The organism is Streptomyces sp. NRRL B-1347, from assembly GCF_000720325.1.
GTDB lineage: Bacteria > Actinomycetota > Actinomycetes > Streptomycetales > Streptomycetaceae > Streptomyces.
In genome coordinates this window covers 1-15,322 of sequence record NZ_JOJM01000080.1, presented here as the reverse complement: position 1 = coordinate 15,322, position 15,322 = coordinate 1, and the positions used below count along the sequence as shown (strand labels likewise).

General features: G+C 73.2%; 14 protein-coding genes. 8 read left to right on the top strand and 6 right to left on the bottom strand.

What is annotated here, in order from left to right; all coding sequences use genetic code 11:
• The first annotated feature begins 39 nt into the window (after positions 1-39).
• The 3 genes from IG74_RS0139050 (at position 40) to IG74_RS0139040 (ending at position 3,810) form a co-directional block, all read left to right on the top strand.
• Positions 40-1,746, top strand: a complete 1,707-nt coding sequence (locus IG74_RS0139050; RefSeq protein ID WP_030687275.1) for a glycoside hydrolase family 13 protein — start codon at positions 40-42, stop codon at positions 1,744-1,746.
• A gap of 25 nt (positions 1,747-1,771) precedes the next feature.
• Positions 1,772-2,818 carry a LacI family DNA-binding transcriptional regulator gene (locus IG74_RS0139045; protein ID WP_030687272.1) on the top strand — a complete coding sequence of 349 codons (1,047 nt, stop codon included), beginning with the start codon at positions 1,772-1,774 and terminating at the stop codon, positions 2,816-2,818.
• 104 nt (positions 2,819-2,922) lie between these two features.
• On the top strand, positions 2,923-3,810 hold the full coding sequence (locus tag IG74_RS0139040) for a phosphatase PAP2 family protein (RefSeq protein ID WP_030687270.1): 888 nt from the start codon (positions 2,923-2,925) through the stop codon (positions 3,808-3,810).
• A gap of 34 nt (positions 3,811-3,844) precedes the next feature.
• On the opposite strand, the gene IG74_RS0139035 is transcribed toward IG74_RS0139040, so the two are convergent.
• Positions 3,845-6,838, bottom strand: a complete 2,994-nt coding sequence (locus IG74_RS0139035) for a bifunctional [glutamine synthetase] adenylyltransferase/[glutamine synthetase]-adenylyl-L-tyrosine phosphorylase (protein ID WP_030687269.1) — start codon at positions 6,836-6,838, stop codon at positions 3,845-3,847.
• Between the two features lie 405 nt (positions 6,839-7,243).
• On the opposite strand from IG74_RS0139035, the gene IG74_RS0139030 reads away from it, so the two are divergent.
• Positions 7,244-7,678: a VOC family protein gene (locus tag IG74_RS0139030; RefSeq protein WP_030687265.1), complete on the top strand. Its 435-nt coding sequence runs from the start codon at positions 7,244-7,246 to the stop codon at positions 7,676-7,678.
• A 58-nt stretch (positions 7,679-7,736) separates the two neighbouring features.
• On the top strand, positions 7,737-8,159 hold the full coding sequence (locus IG74_RS0139025; protein WP_030687263.1) for a VOC family protein: 423 nt from the start codon (positions 7,737-7,739) through the stop codon (positions 8,157-8,159).
• Here IG74_RS0139025 and aac(3) read toward each other — a convergent pair.
• The 3 genes from aac(3) to glnA all read right to left on the bottom strand — a co-directional run bounded on the left by aac(3) (position 8,152) and on the right by glnA (position 11,072).
• Positions 8,152-9,000, bottom strand: a complete 849-nt coding sequence (gene aac(3) / locus IG74_RS0139020; protein WP_030687261.1) for an aminoglycoside 3-N-acetyltransferase — start codon at positions 8,998-9,000, stop codon at positions 8,152-8,154. The genes IG74_RS0139025 and aac(3) overlap by 8 nt on opposite strands.
• Before the next feature lie 86 nt (positions 9,001-9,086).
• Complete coding sequence (locus IG74_RS0139015; RefSeq protein ID WP_030687258.1) at positions 9,087-9,560, bottom strand: hypothetical protein; 474 nt, start codon at positions 9,558-9,560, stop codon at positions 9,087-9,089.
• 150 nt (positions 9,561-9,710) lie between these two features.
• Positions 9,711-11,072 (bottom strand): type I glutamate--ammonia ligase, encoded by a 1,362-nt coding sequence (gene glnA / locus IG74_RS0139010; RefSeq protein ID WP_030687256.1) that lies wholly within the window; start codon positions 11,070-11,072, stop codon positions 9,711-9,713.
• A gap of 299 nt (positions 11,073-11,371) precedes the next feature.
• On the opposite strand from glnA, the gene IG74_RS0139005 reads away from it, so the two are divergent.
• Entirely contained in the window at positions 11,372-12,670 is a 1,299-nt protein-coding gene (locus tag IG74_RS0139005; protein WP_051856319.1) for a globin domain-containing protein, read from the top strand.
• On the opposite strand, the gene IG74_RS0139000 is transcribed toward IG74_RS0139005, so the two are convergent.
• Positions 12,565-13,053, bottom strand: coding sequence for an Rrf2 family transcriptional regulator (locus tag IG74_RS0139000; RefSeq protein WP_030687251.1), 489 nt, complete (start codon positions 13,051-13,053; stop codon positions 12,565-12,567). The genes IG74_RS0139005 and IG74_RS0139000 overlap by 106 nt on opposite strands.
• Before the next feature lie 428 nt (positions 13,054-13,481).
• Between IG74_RS0139000 and IG74_RS0138995 the strand changes: the two genes are divergently transcribed.
• Together IG74_RS0138995 and IG74_RS0138990 are read left to right on the top strand one after the other, a co-directional pair.
• Positions 13,482-14,153 carry a DUF3105 domain-containing protein gene (locus IG74_RS0138995; RefSeq protein WP_030687248.1) on the top strand — a complete coding sequence of 224 codons (672 nt, stop codon included), beginning with the start codon at positions 13,482-13,484 and terminating at the stop codon, positions 14,151-14,153.
• A 30-nt stretch (positions 14,154-14,183) separates the two neighbouring features.
• Positions 14,184-14,819, top strand: a complete 636-nt coding sequence (locus tag IG74_RS0138990) for a DUF305 domain-containing protein (RefSeq protein WP_030687245.1) — start codon at positions 14,184-14,186, stop codon at positions 14,817-14,819.
• Here IG74_RS0138990 and IG74_RS0138985 read toward each other — a convergent pair.
• Positions 14,773-15,240 (bottom strand): DUF5990 family protein, encoded by a 468-nt coding sequence (locus IG74_RS0138985; RefSeq protein ID WP_063761330.1) that lies wholly within the window; start codon positions 15,238-15,240, stop codon positions 14,773-14,775. The two genes, IG74_RS0138990 and IG74_RS0138985, sit on opposite strands and share 47 nt — an antisense overlap.
• Positions 15,241-15,322 lie beyond the last annotated feature (82 nt).

Here is a 15,322-nt window from a genome sequence, read left to right as displayed (position 1 = left end):
GGGGCACCGCAGTCGATCCCCGTACCGGCAAGGGACTTCATGACCCAGCACCTCACCGACGCACCGGCCGACGACGCCGATCGCACCACCGCGGCCGCGCCCACCGGCTGGTGGCGCGACGCGGTCATCTACCAGGTGTACCCGCGCAGCTTCGCCGACTCCAACGGCGACGGCATGGGCGACCTGCCGGGCGTCACCGCCCGGCTCCCCCATCTGAGACGGCTCGGCGTCGACGCCGTGTGGCTCTCGCCGTTCTACGCGTCGCCGCAGGCCGACGCCGGGTACGACGTCGCGGACTACCGCGCGGTCGACCCGGTGTTCGGGACCCTCGCCGACGCCGACGACCTGGTGCGCGCGGCCCACGGACTCGGCCTGCGCGTGATCGTCGACATCGTGCCCAACCACTGCTCGGACCGGCACGAGTGGTTCCGGCAGGCGCTCGCCGACGGCCCCGGATCGCCGCTGCGGGAGCGGTTCCACTTCCGCCCCGGCAAGGGCGCGGACGGCGAACTGCCGCCGAACGACTGGGAGTCGGTGTTCGGCGGGCCCGCCTGGACCCGGACCGCGGACGGCGCGTGGTACCTGCACCTCTTCGCGTCCGAGCAGCCCGACTTCAACTGGGAGCACCCGGCGGTGCGCGAGGAGTTCCGCTCGGTCCTCCGGTTCTGGCTCGACCTCGGCGTCGACGGCTTCCGCGTCGACGTGGCGCACGGCCTGGTCAAGGCGCCGGGCCTGCCGGACGTCGGCCACGGCGAACAGGTCAAGCTGCTCGGCGTGCGGCCCACGCCGTACTTCGACCAGGACGGCGTGCACGAGGTCTACCGCGACTGGCGCGCCGTCCTGGACGCGTACGACGGCGAGCGCGTCGCCGTCGCCGAGGCCTGGACGCCGACGGTGGAGCGCAGCGCCCTGTACCTGCGCCCCGGCGAGCTGCACCAGGCCTTCAACTTCGCCTATCTGACGACGGAGTGGGACGCGGCGGCACTGCGTTCCGTGATCGACCGCTCACTGGCCGCCATGAACGCCGTCGGCGCCCCCGCGACCTGGGTGCTCTCCAACCACGACGTGGTCCGGCACGCCACGCGCCTGGCCGCCGACGACCCGGCACGCGGCCTTCGCAGGGCGCGCGCCGCGACGCTGCTCATGCTGGCGCTGCCCGGCTCGGCGTACCTCTACCAGGGCGAGGAGCTCGGCCTGCCCGAGGTCACGGACCTGCCCGACGAGGTGCGCCAGGACCCGGCGTTCTTCCGCGGCTCCGGCCGGGACGGCGCGGGGCAGGAAGGCACCCGCGACGGCTGCCGGGTGCCGCTGCCGTGGTCGGGGAGCAGGCCGCCGTTCGGCTTCGGGCCCGTCGAGGGCGGACCGAGCTGGCTGCCGCAGCCCGCCGCCTGGAAGGACCTCACCGTCGAGGCGCAGGAGGCCGACCCGGGCTCGACGCTTGCCCTGTACCGCGCCGCGCTCGCCGCGCGCCGCGCGCATCCGGCGCTCGGGGCGGGCGAGGCCGTCGAGTGGCTCGAATCCCCGGACGGCGTGCTCCTGTTCCGCAGGCACGCCGTGGACGGCCCCGGCGGTGCCGACGCCCGCGTCACCGTCGCCGTGAACCTCATGGACCGTCCGGTGACGCTCCCCGTTCCGGGCCGGTTGCTCCTGAGCAGCGCCAACTCGGACCCGGCGGGAGCCGAGTTGACCGGGTCCGCCGCGGGCGCCGTCGTACCGCCCGACACGACGGTCTGGTGGGCAGCGTGAGACTCGCCCGGTACAGTCCAATCCTGTGACCGCGCGACTGGCCGACATCGCAGCCCAGGCGGGGGTCAGCGAGGCGACCGTGAGCCGGGTCCTGAACGGCAGGCCGGGCGTCGCTGCGGCCACCCGCCAGTCCGTGCTCGCCGCGCTCGACGTCCTCGGCTACGAGAGGCCCGTACGGCTGCGCAGGCGCAGCGCGGGCCTCGTCGGCCTGATCACGCCCGAGCTGGAGAACCCGATATTCCCCGCGCTCGCCCAGGTGATCGGGCAGGCCCTCACCCGGCAGGGGTACACGCCGGTCCTCGCGACCCAGACCCCCGGCGGCTCCACCGAGGACGAGCTCACCGAGATGCTGGTGGACCGGGGCGTCGCGGGCATCATCTTCGTCTCGGGCCTGCACGCGGACACCACCGCGGACACGGAGCGCTACGAGCGGCTGCGGGCGCAGGGCGTCCCGTTCGTGCTCGTCGACGGCTTCTCGCCCGCGGTGCGGGCGCCGTTCATCTCGCCCGACGACCGCGCGGCCATGCGCCTCGCGGTCACGCACCTGTCGTCGCTCGGCCACAGCCGCATCGGCCTCGCCCTCGGCCCGCGCCGCTTCGTCCCGGTGCAGCGCAAGACGGAGGGCTTCACGCGCATCATGCGGGAGCGCTTCCAGCTGTCGCCCGACGCCGTCGAGGCGGACCTCGTCGAGCACTCCCTGTACACGCTCGAAGGCGGTCAGGCGGCGACCTCCGCGCTGCTCGACCGCGGCTGCACGGCCGTCGTCTGCGCCAGCGACATGATGGCGCTCGGCGCGGTGCGGGCCGTGCGGGACCGGGGCCTGGAGGTGCCGGACGACGTCTCCGTCGTCGGCTTCGACGACTCGGTGCTCATCGCCTTCACGGATCCGCCCCTGACGACGATCCGCAAGCCCGTCCCGGCGATGGGCCAGGCCGCGGTGCGCACCCTCCTGGAGGAGATCGCGGGCACTCCCGCGCCGCACAGCGAGTTCGTCTTCATGCCGGAACTGGTCGTGCGCGGCTCCACCGCGATGTGCCCGCGGGGCCGCCCCGGCACCGGAAACGTCCCCTAGGAAGTCGGCCTGAAGCACCTCGTACCTGAGGTGTAGGGAGTGCGCCCGGAACCCATCGGGGGGATGATCTGAGGTGAGGTGGGTATCTGGCAGACTCTGTGCCTATGGGTGAGATGACTGTGACGACACTGGAAGGCCGCCAGCGGCCCACCACATCACCCATGGCGGGCGAGCAGAATGACCGCTTTGGGCGGAAAGTCCTGCGCCGTTTGCGTACGCCCCGGCGACCACGGCTGTGGTTCGAGATCCTGCTGATCGCGGTGAGTTACTGGACGTACTCGCTGATCCGCAACGCGGTGCCGGAGCAGAAGGCGGAAGCGCTGCGCAACGCCGACTGGATCTGGGACGTGGAGAGCAGCCTCGGCATCGCCGTGGAGCGCTCCGTCAACCACGCCGTGGATTCCGTGACATGGCTCGTCGTCGGCATGAACTACTACTACGCGACGCTGCACTTCATCGTCACGCTCAGTGTTCTCGTGTGGCTGTACCGCTGGCATCCCGGCCGGTACGCGGCCACGCGCCTCGTCCTCTTCGCGACGACCGCGGTGGCCCTGCTCGGTTACTACCTGTATCCGCTGGCGCCGCCCCGGCTGGTGCCCGGCGGCGACTTCATCGACACCGTCATCGTGCACAACACGTGGGGCTCGATGGCGTCCGGCGACCTCAAGAACATGTCGAACCAGTACGCCGCGATGCCGTCCATGCACATCGGCTGGTCGCTGTGGTGCGGTCTGACCATCTTCGCCCTCGCCTCGGTGCCCTGGGCGAAGGTCCTCGGCCTGCTGTACCCCGTGGCGACGCTGGTGGTCATCGTCGCCACCGCCAACCACTTCTGGCTGGACGCGGTCGGCGGCATGATCTGCCTGGCCTTCGGCTACGCGGTCACCCGCCTCTGGTACGGAGCCCTCCCCCACGCACTGCCCCAGCAGATCCCACCGCTGCCGGAGGACGATTCCCGCAAGGCTGGGAGAACCAGCCCGTCCGGCGCTTGAGGACGGGGCGCGGAGCGCCGATGAGCCGCCCGGGCTAGGCCCCGTAGAAGCGGCTCTCCATGACGGCCCGCGCCCGGCGGGTCGTGCGGCGGTAGTCGTCCAGCATGTCCCCGACGTGCCCGGTCTCGTACCCGAGGTAACGGGCGACGGCCGCCAGCTCGCGCCCGTCGGACGGGAAGGTGTCGCCGGCCCGGCCCCGCACCAGCATCACCGCGTTCCGCACCCGCGTGGCGAGCACCCACGCCTCGTCCAGGATCTCCGCGTCCTCCCCGGGGATGAGCCCGGCCGCGCAGGCCGCGGCGAGGGCCTCCCGGGTGCGGGTGGTGCGCAGGCCCGGCTCGGCCCAGCCGTGGCCGAGCTGGAGGAGCTGGACGGTCCACTCGACGTCGGAGAGGCCGCCGCGGCCCAGCTTGGTGTGGAGCGTGGGGTCGGCGCCGCGCGGCAGCCGCTCGGCCTCCATGCGGGCCTTGAGGCGACGGATCTCACGGACCGCCTCGTCACCGAGCCCCTCGGCGGGGTAGCGCAGCGGATCGACCAGCTCGATGAAGGCCCGGCCGAGGTCCGCGTCGCCCGCGACGGGCTCGGCGCGAAGGAGCGCCTGGGACTCCCAGACGAGGGACCAGCGGCGGTAGTAGGCGGCGTACGACTTCAGGGTGCGCACCAGCGGGCCGCTCTTGCCCTCGGGGCGCAGGTCGGCGTCGATGAGGAGCGGCGGGTCGGCGGAGGGCAGCTGGAGCAGCCGCCGCATCTCGGCGACGACCTGGTTCGCGGCCTTGGCCGCCTCCTGGTCGTCGACGCCCTCGCGGGGCTCGTGCACGAAGAGGACGTCGGCGTCGGAGCCGTAGCCGAGCTCGCGCCCGCCGAAGCGGCCCATGCCGATGACGGCGAAGCGGGTGGGCAGCTCGTCGCCCCAGCCGTCGCGGACCACGGCGCGCAGGGCGCCCGCGACGGTGGCGGCGGTCAGGTCGGACACGGCGGTCCCCACGCGGTCCACGAGGGTGCCCGCGTCGGTGCCGTCCGCGCTGCCGTACGAGGCGATGAGGTCGGCCGCGGTGGTGCGGAACAGCTCGCGCCGCCGTACCCCGCGGGCGGCGGTCACCGCCTGCTCGGGCCCGTCGGCGCGGCGCACCGCGGCCAGGACCTCCTGTTCGAGCAGGGCGCGGCCGCGCGGCTCCAGACCGCGTTCGTCGCCGAGCAGGGCGACCGCCTCGGGAGCGCGAAGCAGCAGGTCGGGGGCGAGCCGCCCGGCGGAGAGCACCCGGGCGAGGTTCTCCGCGGCCGCGCCCTCGTCGCGCAGCAGGCGCAGGTACCAGGGCGTCTTGCCGAGCGCGTCGGACACCTTGCGGAAGCCGAGCAGGCCCGCGTCGGGATCGGCGGAGTCCGCGAACCAGCCGAGAAGGACCGGCAGGAGCGTGCGCTGGATGGCGGCCTTGCGGGTCACGCCGGAGGCGAGGGCCTCCAGGTGGCGCAGGGCGGCGGCCGGGTCGGCGTACCCGAGGGCGACGAGCCGCTCGCGGGCCGCCTCGGTGCTCAGCCGGCTCTCGCCGGGGGCCAGTTGGGCGACGGCGTCGAGCAGCGGGCGGTAGAAGAGCTTCTCGTGCAGGCGGCGCACGACGGTCGTGTGCCTCTTCCAGGCGCGGGCGAGGTCGGTGAGGGGCTCGGTGCGCATGCCGAGGGAGCGGCCGATGCGGCGCAGGTCGGCGTCGTCCTCGGGCACGAGGTGGGTGCGGCGAAGGCGGTACAGCTGGATGCGGTGTTCGAGGGAGCGCAGGAAGCGGTACGCGTCGTCGAGCTGGGTGGCGTCGACGCGGCCGACGTACCCCCCGGCGGCGAGCGCGGCCAGGGCGTCGAGCGTCGTGCCGCTGCGCAGTGAGGCGTCCGCGCGGCCGTGCACCAACTGCAGGAGCTGTACGGCGAATTCGACGTCGCGCAGGCCGCCGGGGCCGAGCTTCAGCTCGCGGTCGACCTCGCCCGCCGGGATGTTCGCCACCACGCGGCGGCGCATCTTCTGCACGTCGGCGACGAAGTTCTCGCGCTCGGCGGCCTGCCAGACCAGGGGCGCGACGGCGGCGGCGTACTCCTCGCCGAGTTCGGCGTCACCGGCGACGGGCCTGGCCTTGAGCAGCGCCTGGAACTCCCAGGTCTTGGCCCAGCGCTGGTAGTAGGCGAGGTGCGAGGACAGGGTGCGCACCAGCGGGCCGTTGCGGCCCTCGGGGCGCAGATTGGCGTCGACGGGCCAGATGGTGCCCTCGACCGTCGTGTCGGAGCAGATCCGCATCAGGTGCGAGGCGAGCCGGGTCGCGGCCCGCAGCGCCTTGTCCTCGTCGGCGCCGCCCGCGGCCTCGCCCACGAAGATGACGTCGACGTCGGAGACGTAGTTCAGCTCGTGGCCGCCGCACTTGCCCATGGCGATCACCGCGAGGCGGCACTGCGCGGCGTCGGCGGGCGCGGCCGCGCGGGCCATGGCGAGCGCGGCGCGCAGCGTCGCGGTGGCGAGGTCGGCGAGTTCGGCGGCGGTCTGGGCGACGTCCGTGGTGCCGCACACGTCGCGGGCGGCGATGGCGAGCAGACAGCGGCGGTAGGCGACGCGCAGCGACACCGGCTCTGTGGCCCCGGCGAGGCCGCGCTCGAACTCCTCGACGCCCGGATGCAGATCGGCGGCCTCGTACGTGACCAGGGCGCGCCAGTCGTGCGGATGCCGGGCGAGGTGGTCGGCGAGCGCCTCGGACGCGCCGAGGACGCCGAGCAGCCGGTCGCGCAGCGGCTTGGAGCTGACGAGGGTGTCGAGGAGTTCGCGCCGACCGGTCTCCGCCGACTCCTTGGGCTGCGCCTCCACGAGGCGGACCAGGCCGAGCAGCGCCAGGTCGGGGTCGGCGGTGCCGCCGAGCGCGTCCAGGAGCACCGGGTCGGCGCGGACGGCGTCGAGGCCGGGCGCGGCGAGCAGCCGCTCGGCGGCCGACGGGTCGGTGAATCCGTGCCGCAGCAGCCGCGTGAACGTGCTGCTCCTGCGCCCTTGCGGCAGCGTCATGTGCACGCCTTTCGCTCGCCTGTCCTGGCCAGAGCCTACCGAGCGGTGACGGAGCGCGGTCCGCCGAGTTTCCCGCGCGTGCGCGGTCCGTCGAGTTCCCGAGCATGCGCGGCCCCGAGTTCGCCGCGCGTGCGCGGTCCCGAGTTCGCCGCGCGTGCGCGGGCCCGAGTCCGCCGCGCGTGCGCGGTCCGCCCCGGGACGCGAGCATGGAACGGACAGGAGGACTGTCATGGCGAGCCAGGCACGGCGGCTTCTGGCCGTCCGGCCGGGCCCGGCGGCGGTTCGCATGACCGAGTGCGTTCCGGGACCGTCGAACCCCCTCCACAATCGAACAAGTATCCGTACGATGAGCGGGCCGAGGTGCGCCGCCGTCGCGGCGCACGCCCCGATGGAAGGGATCAAGCCATGGAGTGGACGCTCGAAGTCGTGACGCTGCCGGTGTCGGACCTCGACCGGGCCAAGGAGTTCTACGAGGGCAAGTGCGGCTTCAAGGCGGACCTGGACAGCGAGGTCGCGCCGGGCGTGCGCGTCATCCAGATCACGCCGCCCGGCTCGCGCTGTTCCTTCGCGATGATGACCGGTCTGCCGCCGGCCCCCGGCCAGGACACGATGGCGCCCGGCTCGCTGCAAGGCCTCCAGCTGTGCGTGACCGACATCGAGGCGGCCCGCGCGGAGCTCGCGGGGCGCGGCGTGGACGTCACGCCGGTGCGGACCCTCGGCGCGCGGGGCTGGGAGGACGGCAAGGGCGACGCCGAGTGGAGCTCCTTCTGCTTCTTCAAGGACCCGGACGGCAACGGCTGGACGGTGCAGGAGGCCCCGGCACCGCTCGCGGACCGCTGACGTCCCGACCGCGAGGGCGTTCCGGTCAGGAGGGCGCCCCGACCGCGAGGAGACGACGATGGACTACACGCTCGAAGTGATCCCGCTGCCCGTCAGCGACATCGACCGGGCCAAGGACTTCTACGAGAACAGATGCGGCTTCCACGTCGACATCGACCAGGAGGTCGTGCCCGGCATCCGCCTGGTCCAGCTGACGCCGCCCGGCTCCGGCTGCTCCCTCGTGCTCGGCGACACCGTCTGGGAGTCGACGCCCGGCCCGACGCCCGAGCCCGGCTCGTACCAGGGCCTCCAGCTGTGCGTGCCCGATCTCCAGCAGGCCCGCGAGGAGCTGACCGCCCGCGGCCTCGAACTGTCCGAGACGGTCTCGTACTCGGACGCGGACGGCGCCTCGTTCATGTACTTCTCGGACCCCGACGGCAACGGCTGGTCCATTCAGGAGTACAAGGTCCGCGCCACCCGGCCGCTGCGGGAGGTCATCTGAGCTTCTCCTCCATCCAGGCCACGCCGAACTCCACGACGTCCCGGGCCTCGAAGAGGTGGCTCTCGGCGGCGCCGACGAGCCCTCGCACTCCCTTTCCGGTGGCGAGCAGGTCGCGGGCGATGACCTCGAACGGCCAGACGCCGTCCGGCACGACCGAGGAGTAGTCGAAGGCCCCGTCCGAGGAGTCGATGTCGTGGAAGCGCCGCCAGACGCGCTCGCCGCCCTCCAGGACGGGCTGTTCGTAGTCCACGAAGCGCTTGCCGGGGGCGTCGGCGAGCGCCTCGGCGTGGTGCAGCAGCGTGAGCGAGTCGAGCGGGGCGCCGAGCAGCAGCACCCGGCCGTCCTGCGCCACGAGCCGCGCGAGGGGGCTGTCCGGGCCGTGCGGGTCGTCCCACGGGTGGTCGGCCATCAGCGCCTCCGCGGCGGCGCCGAGCGCGGCGAAGCTGGCGTCGGGGTGGCGGCTGCGCACGGCGCCGGGCCACCGGCGCAGCGCCTCGGGCAGCCGGCCGTTGTTGTGGTCGGCCTCGCTCAGGTCCGGGTCGTACGCCGGGTGCTCGGCGCGCAGGGCGTCCTGCCACTCCTCGGGCCAGTCGGTGGTCCACTCGTACGGCGGCGCGTCGTTCCACCCGCACGTCACCATCAGCGTGCCGTGCTCCCCCACGACGTCGCCGAGCGCCCCGATGAGCGTCTGCGGGCCGCCCGCCACGTACCCGATGGCCGACATCTGGGTGTGGAACATGACGACATCGCCGGCACCGAGCCCGAGCGCCCGCAGCTCCCGGGCAAGGCGTCCCCGGGTCACGGGTCCACCGGAGCGCTTCAGCAGTTCCGCTTCGTCCATGCCCGCGACGCTATCCGCGCACCACGGTCCGCGAGCAACTCATTTACCGGCGCGGGGAGTCCGGAACGCGACGGCCGCCGTGCGGCTCAGCGGTCGGTCGCGGCGCCCAGGGGCTCGCCGACTATCCGCTCGGCGAGGCGGACCGCCAAACGCTGGGCGTCCCGCTCCAGTTCGGCCCGCGCGGCGGCGCGCTCCGCGGCGACGCGGGCCGTCCCCGCGGCCACGACCTCGTCCCGCTCGCGCAGCCCGGCCGCCCGGGCGGCCCGTATCGCCTCGGTGCCCTCCTCCATGGCGCGCTGCCGGGTCAGGGCGGCCTCGTGCCGCGCGTCGGCCAGGATGCCCGCGCGGACCTCGCGCGTCCTGGCCGCCTCGGCGAGGGTCTCGTCGGCCTCGCGGGCCCGCCCCGCCGTCAGCCGCTCCCGCTCGGCGAGCGTCCGCGTGAGCCGGGGCACCAGCACCCCGGCGAAGGTCCAGAAGACAGCGGCGAACAGCACGCCGCCGAGGAGCAGATCGGCGACGCGCGGCTTGAGGGGACCGAGGTCGAGCGCGAGGACGTCCATGCTGGACGATCTACCCACATCCGACACGGAACGAACGCGCTTTCGACCAAACCCTCGACCGAAATCCCGCCCACCCGGGACGGCCCCGCGCTCCCCGCCGGGACCTTCCAGCTCCCCCAACAACCCCAAGAACCCTGAGGGTTCGCGGCCCTACAGCACCGGCAGATTCTTCCGCAGCTCGAACGCGGTCACCTCGGAGCGGTACTCCTCCCACTCCTGCTTCTTGTTGCGCAGGAAGAAGTCGTAGACGTGCTCGCCGAGGGTCTCCGCGACCAGTTCGGAGCGCTCCATGAGGTGGATCGCCTCGCCCAGGTTCTGGGGCAGGGGCTCGATGCCGAGGGCGCGGCGCTCGGCGTCGCGGAGGGCCCAGACGTCGTCGTCGGCGCCCGGCGGGAGTTCGTAGCCCTCCTCGATGCCCTTGAGGCCCGCGGCGAGCAGGACCGCGTAGGCGAGGTAGGGGTTGGCGCCGGAGTCGAGGGAGCGGACCTCGACGCGGGCCGAGCCGGTCTTGCCGGGCTTGTACATGGGCACGCGGATGAGGGCCGAGCGGTTGTTGTGGCCCCAGCAGATGTACGAGGGGGCCTCGCCGCCCGCGCCCGCGGTGCGCTCGGAGCCGCCCCAGATGCGCTTGTAGGAGTTCACCCACTGGTTGGTGACCGCGGAGATCTCGGCGGCGTGCCGCAGCAGGCCCGCGATGAAGGAGCGGCCGACCTTGGAGAGCTGGTACTCGGCGCCGGACTCGTAGAACGCGTTCCTGTCGCCTTCGAACAGCGACAAGTGGGTGTGCATGCCGGAGCCGGGGTGCTCCGAGAACGGCTTCGGCATGAACGTCGCCTGGACGCCCTGCTCCAGGGCGACCTGCTTCATGACCAGGCGGAACGTCATGATGTTGTCCGCCGTGGAGAGCGCGTCCGCGTAGCGCAGGTCGATCTCCTGCTGCCCGGGGCCGCCCTCGTGGTGGCTGAACTCGACCGAGATGCCCATGGATTCGAGCATCGTGATGGCCTGGCGGCGGAAGTCCATGCCCACGTTCTGCGGGGTGTGGTCGAAGTAGCCGCTGGTGTCGGCGGGCGTGGGGCGCGAGCCGTCCAGGGGCCGGTCCTTCAGCAGGAAGAACTCGATCTCGGGGTGCGTGTAGAAGGTGAAGCCGAGGTCGGAGGTCTTGGCGAGGGCGCGCTTGAGGACATAGCGCGGGTCCGCGAAGGACGGGGAGCCGTCCGGCATCAGGATGTCGCAGAACATGCGGGCCGTGCCGGGTGCCTCCGCGCGCCAGGGCAGCACCTGGAAGGTGGACGGGTCCGGCTTGGCGATCATGTCGGACTCGTAGACGCGGGCGAAGCCCTCGATGGCCGAGCCGTCGAAGCCGATGCCCTCGTCGAAGGCCTGCTCCAGCTCGGCGGGGGCGACCGCGACCGACTTCAGGAAGCCGAGTACGTCCGTGAACCACAGGCGCACGAACCGGATGTCGCGCTCCTCCAGAGTGCGGAGCACGAACTCCTGCTGCTTGTCCATCTCGACTTCCACCCATCCTTGCTGGTCGGAACCGGCTGCTCCCAAGCCATGGGACGTCGCCCCGGCACATGAGCATCCCACCACACGGTTTCACGCGCGTTGCGGCCGCTCATCGCCCATACTGCACGGTTCTCCGGAGGCGGTGACAGCCGCGTCGGACCATCGGCTTAAAGTGGTATCTCAGATGCAAGTTTTACGCGGGCGAGCTCCGAGCCCCCGCGGAGCCGTGCCCGGGTTCCGCGGACGGCGGGGCCTCGCACCGCGCGAGCCGGGACGCCCGTCCCGCGTGAGGAGGCACCTTGCTGTCCGACCGGTCCGCCACCACCGTCCGCGCCACGCTGCCCGCCGTCGGGGCCGCCGTCGAGGACATCACCGCCCGCTTCTACGACGGGCTCTTCGCCGCCCACCCGGAGCTGCTCCGGGACCTCTTCAACCGCGGCAACCAGGCCGCGGGGACCCAGCGCCGGGCCCTCGCCGGGTCCATCGCCGCCTTCGCCGCGCACCTCGTGGACCGCCCGGACGAGCGGCCCGACGTGATGCTCGCCCGCATCGCGCACAAGCACGCGTCCCTGGGCGTCGCGCCCGCCCAGTACGAAACGGTCCACCGGCACCTCTTCGCCGCCATCGCCGAGGTGCTCGGCGACGCCGTCACGCCCGCCGTGGCGGCCGCCTGGGACGAGGTGTACTGGCTGATGGCGAACGCCCTGATCGCGATCGAGGCGCGCCTTTACGCCGAGCGGGGCATCGCCACGGGCGCGGACGCCCTGCGCGCCTGGGAGGTGGTGGAGCGGATCGAGGAGACGCCGGACGTCGCCACGTTCCGGCTGCGCCCTGCCGACGGGACGCCCCCGCCCGCCTTCCGCGCGGGCCAGTACGTGTCCGTGCAGGTCGAGCTCGCGGACGGAGCACGGCAGATACGCCAGTACAGCCTGTCAGGGCTGCCGGGCGCGGACGTGCGGCAGATCAGCGTGAAGCGGGTACGCGGCGGCGCCGGGCCCGACGGCGAGGTCTCCGCCCACCTGCACGCCCACGCGCGCGTGGGCGACCGGCTGCGGCTCTCCGCCCCGTACGGCGACCTCGTCCTCGACGAGACCGTCCTCGGCGGCCTGGGCGGCCGAGGCGGCCGGACGCCCGCGCCGCTCCTGCTCGCGTCGGCGGGCATCGGCGTCACGCCCATGGTCGCGATGCTCGACCAGCTCGCGGCCGCCGGGCACCGGGGCCCGGTCACCGTCGTGCACGCCGACCGCTCCCCCGCCGACCACGCGCTGCGCGCCGCCCACCGCGCGTACGCCGACGCGCTCCCGGACGCCGCCGTCCACTTCTGGTACGAGCACCCGGAGCCGGGCCACCCCGCCGACCGCACGGGCCGTGTGGACCTGGCCGCGCTGCCGGTGGCGCCCGGCACGCACGCGTACCTGTGCGGGCCGCTGCCCTTCATGAAGGCCGTACGCTCCCAGCTCCTCGCCAAGGGGGTCGCGCCCGCCGCCGTCCACTACGAGGTCTTCGGCCCCGACCTGTGGCTCGCGAGCCCGAGCAGCAGCGGCCCGGTCGGCGAGGCCACGATGTCCTCGACGGTCACGGGGTCGAGGGCGGCGTAGAACGCCTCCTGCGCGCGGCGCAGCGCGCCCCGCAGCCGGCACCCCGAGTTCAGCGGGCAGGGCGTCGCGCCCTCGCACTCCACGACGTCCCCCTCGCCCTCGAACTCGCGCACCAGCGCGCCGACGGACGCGGTGCGCCCCGCCCCGGTGAGCACGAGTCCGCCGCCCCGGCCGCGGCGGGCCTCGACGAGACCGAGGTGCGTCAGACGCGCCGCGACCTTCGCGGCGTGCGTGTAGGGGACGGCCATGTCCTCGGCCACCTGGCGGGTGGTGGGGGCGGAGCCGGTCGCGGGCGCGTCGCCGTGGCCGCGGCCCGACGCGTCCGCGACGGCGAGGCGCATGAGCATGCGCAGCGCCAGGTCGGTGGAGTGCAGGAGCCGCATGCCGCGCAGCGTAGGGAATGCGTATGGCGGGTTCAAATTTTCGAGGCGGGTGGGCGGGCGGCGCGGGTGTCGGGGGACGTGTGGGGCCGTAGAGCCGCGGAGCCGCGGAGCCGACGGCGGGATCGACGGCAGGCCGAGGCGGGTCCCGGCCCGGGCTGGGGATCGACGGCAGGCCGACGGCAGGTCCCGGCCCGGCCTCCGGGTGTGCTCGGCGCGGCCCGGCCCCCGGGCACGGCTGAGGCCGTCCGGCCCCGCCCGCGGGCGCCGGGCGGCCGGATGGCGACGGTCAAGGGCGGCCGCGCGTCCTGGATTTGGGAGATTGGAAGAGCGCCCCTTCCGCTCGGCGGCGCGCGGGCTACGATCAACGCACTCGCAACGCCCCCTGTTCGACCCATCCGATCCGTCCCTTTCCGCAGAAGGACACACCAATGGGTTCCGCCAAGAAGACGAGCAGTGCCGAACGCAAGGCCCGAATAGCGGACATGCGGCGCGCCGAAGCCGCCCGCGAGCGCCGCGCCCGCGCGCTCACCATCACCTTGAGCGCGGTCATCGTCGCGGCACTCGGCGTCGGTGGCTACTTCCTGGTCTCACAGGCCGACGACGACGATGAGTCGGGCAAGTCGGGCGACGCGGCGGCCGTGGCGGAGTTCTCCAGGACCAAGGACGGCGAGAAGGTCTGGGACTCCAAGAAGCTGGGCCGCACCCACGTCGAGGGCAAGGTGAAGTACCCGGTGACGCCGCCGGTGGGCGGCAACCACAACCAGGTGTGGATGAACTGCAACGGCGACGTCTACCAGAACGAGATCCCGAACGAGAACGCCGTGCACTCCCTCGAACACGGCTCGGTGTGGGTGACGTACAACGACCAGGCGAAGCCCGCCGACCTGAAGAAGCTCGAGGCGAAGGTGAAGAAGACGCCGTACTCGCTGATGAGCCCGGTCAAGAAGCAGAAGGAACCGCTGCTGCTCACGGCCTGGGGCCACCAGCGGGCGGTGACGGGGGCCGACGACGCGAAGGTCAACTCGTTCTTCTCCACGTTCGTGCAGGGCAAGCAGACCCCCGAGCCGGGTGCCGCCTGCACCAACGGCAAGGGGCAGTGACACGTCCGTGAGGACGGGGATGAGGCAGTGATGAAGCGCACCGACTGGCTGACCGGCGCCGTCCTGGGCGCGGTGCTCGCGGCGGGCGGCATCACGGCCGCCGTGGCCGCCGACGACCGGCCCTCCGGTTCGGGCTCCGATGCCGACGGCGTGCCGTCGAGCCACTCCGCCGACGCGGGGTTCGCGCGCGACATGTCCGTGCACCACCAGCAGGCCGTGGAGATGTCGTACATCGTCCGCGACCGCACCAAGAACGAAGAGATCCGCAGGCTCGCCTACGACATCGCGCAGACCCAGGCCAACCAGCGCGGCATGATGCTCGGCTGGCTCGACCTGTGGGACATGCCGAAGGTGTCCGAGGACCCGCCCATGAAGTGGATGGACATGGGCGACGCGCCGGCCGGCGAGGACGGCGCGCTGATGCCGGGCATGGCGACGAACGCGCAGATGAAGCGGCTCGGCGAGCTGAACGGCCGCAAGGCGGAGATCTACTACCTGCGCCTCATGACCGCCCATCACAACGGCGGCATCCACATGGCGCAGGGGTGCGTGGAGCGCTGCGAGGTGCCCGTCGAGCGGCGGCTCGCGCAGGGGATGGTCGAGTCCCAGGAGTCGGAGGTCAAGCTGATGGCGGACCTGCTGAAGGCGCGGGGCGCGAAGCCGTAGCCCGCCACGTCACGCGCGGCGGGCGCACCGCCGCGCACAGCGGCAGCCCCGCCGGGTCCGTGAGCCCCAGCTCCGCGACGCCCGACCCGGCCGCGAGCACCTCGCCGGGGAGGTCCGCGAAGAACAGCTTGGCGCGGCGGAACATCGCGAAGCCGCCGCCGGGCGGCAGCTCGCCCCACGTCAGATAGAAGAACCGCTCGCCCCGCTTGCCCTGTGCGTACGGGCCCTTGAAGTCCGGCGTGCCGTCGGGCGCGGCGGCCACCGCCACCTCGAACTCCCACACGGCCTCGGGCGCGTCCGCGCGGACCAGGCCTTCGGGCTCCCTGCCCCGCTGCACCCCCACGTGCACGTCCCGGAACCCGCCGCACTCCGCCCCCGGCAGCTCCCGCCCCACCACCCGCAACACCAGCTTCTGAGTCATGCGCTCCATAGCACCACGAGCCTCTGACAACGGCGTGGCCCCTGTCTCTTATACACATCTGACGCTGCCGACGAATAGAGAG

Coding starts and splice junctions, on each gene's coding strand:
- IG74_RS0139050 (WP_030687275.1), top strand. CDS start 40: ATGACCCAGCACCTCACCGACGCACCGGCCGACGACGCCGATCGCACC.
- IG74_RS0139040 (WP_030687270.1), top strand. CDS start 2,923: ATGGGTGAGATGACTGTGACGACACTGGAAGGCCGCCAGCGGCCCACC.
- IG74_RS0139035 (WP_030687269.1), bottom strand. CDS start 6,838: ATGACGCTGCCGCAAGGGCGCAGGAGCAGCACGTTCACGCGGCTGCTG.
- IG74_RS0139030 (WP_030687265.1), top strand. CDS start 7,244: ATGGAGTGGACGCTCGAAGTCGTGACGCTGCCGGTGTCGGACCTCGAC.
- IG74_RS0139025 (WP_030687263.1), top strand. CDS start 7,737: ATGGACTACACGCTCGAAGTGATCCCGCTGCCCGTCAGCGACATCGAC.
- IG74_RS0139015 (WP_030687258.1), bottom strand. CDS start 9,560: ATGGACGTCCTCGCGCTCGACCTCGGTCCCCTCAAGCCGCGCGTCGCC.
- glnA (WP_030687256.1), bottom strand. CDS start 11,072: ATGGACAAGCAGCAGGAGTTCGTGCTCCGCACTCTGGAGGAGCGCGAC.
- IG74_RS0139000 (WP_030687251.1), bottom strand. CDS start 13,053: ATGCGGCTCCTGCACTCCACCGACCTGGCGCTGCGCATGCTCATGCGC.
- IG74_RS0138995 (WP_030687248.1), top strand. CDS start 13,482: ATGGGTTCCGCCAAGAAGACGAGCAGTGCCGAACGCAAGGCCCGAATA.
- IG74_RS0138990 (WP_030687245.1), top strand. CDS start 14,184: ATGAAGCGCACCGACTGGCTGACCGGCGCCGTCCTGGGCGCGGTGCTC.
- IG74_RS0138985 (WP_063761330.1), bottom strand. CDS start 15,240: ATGACTCAGAAGCTGGTGTTGCGGGTGGTGGGGCGGGAGCTGCCGGGG.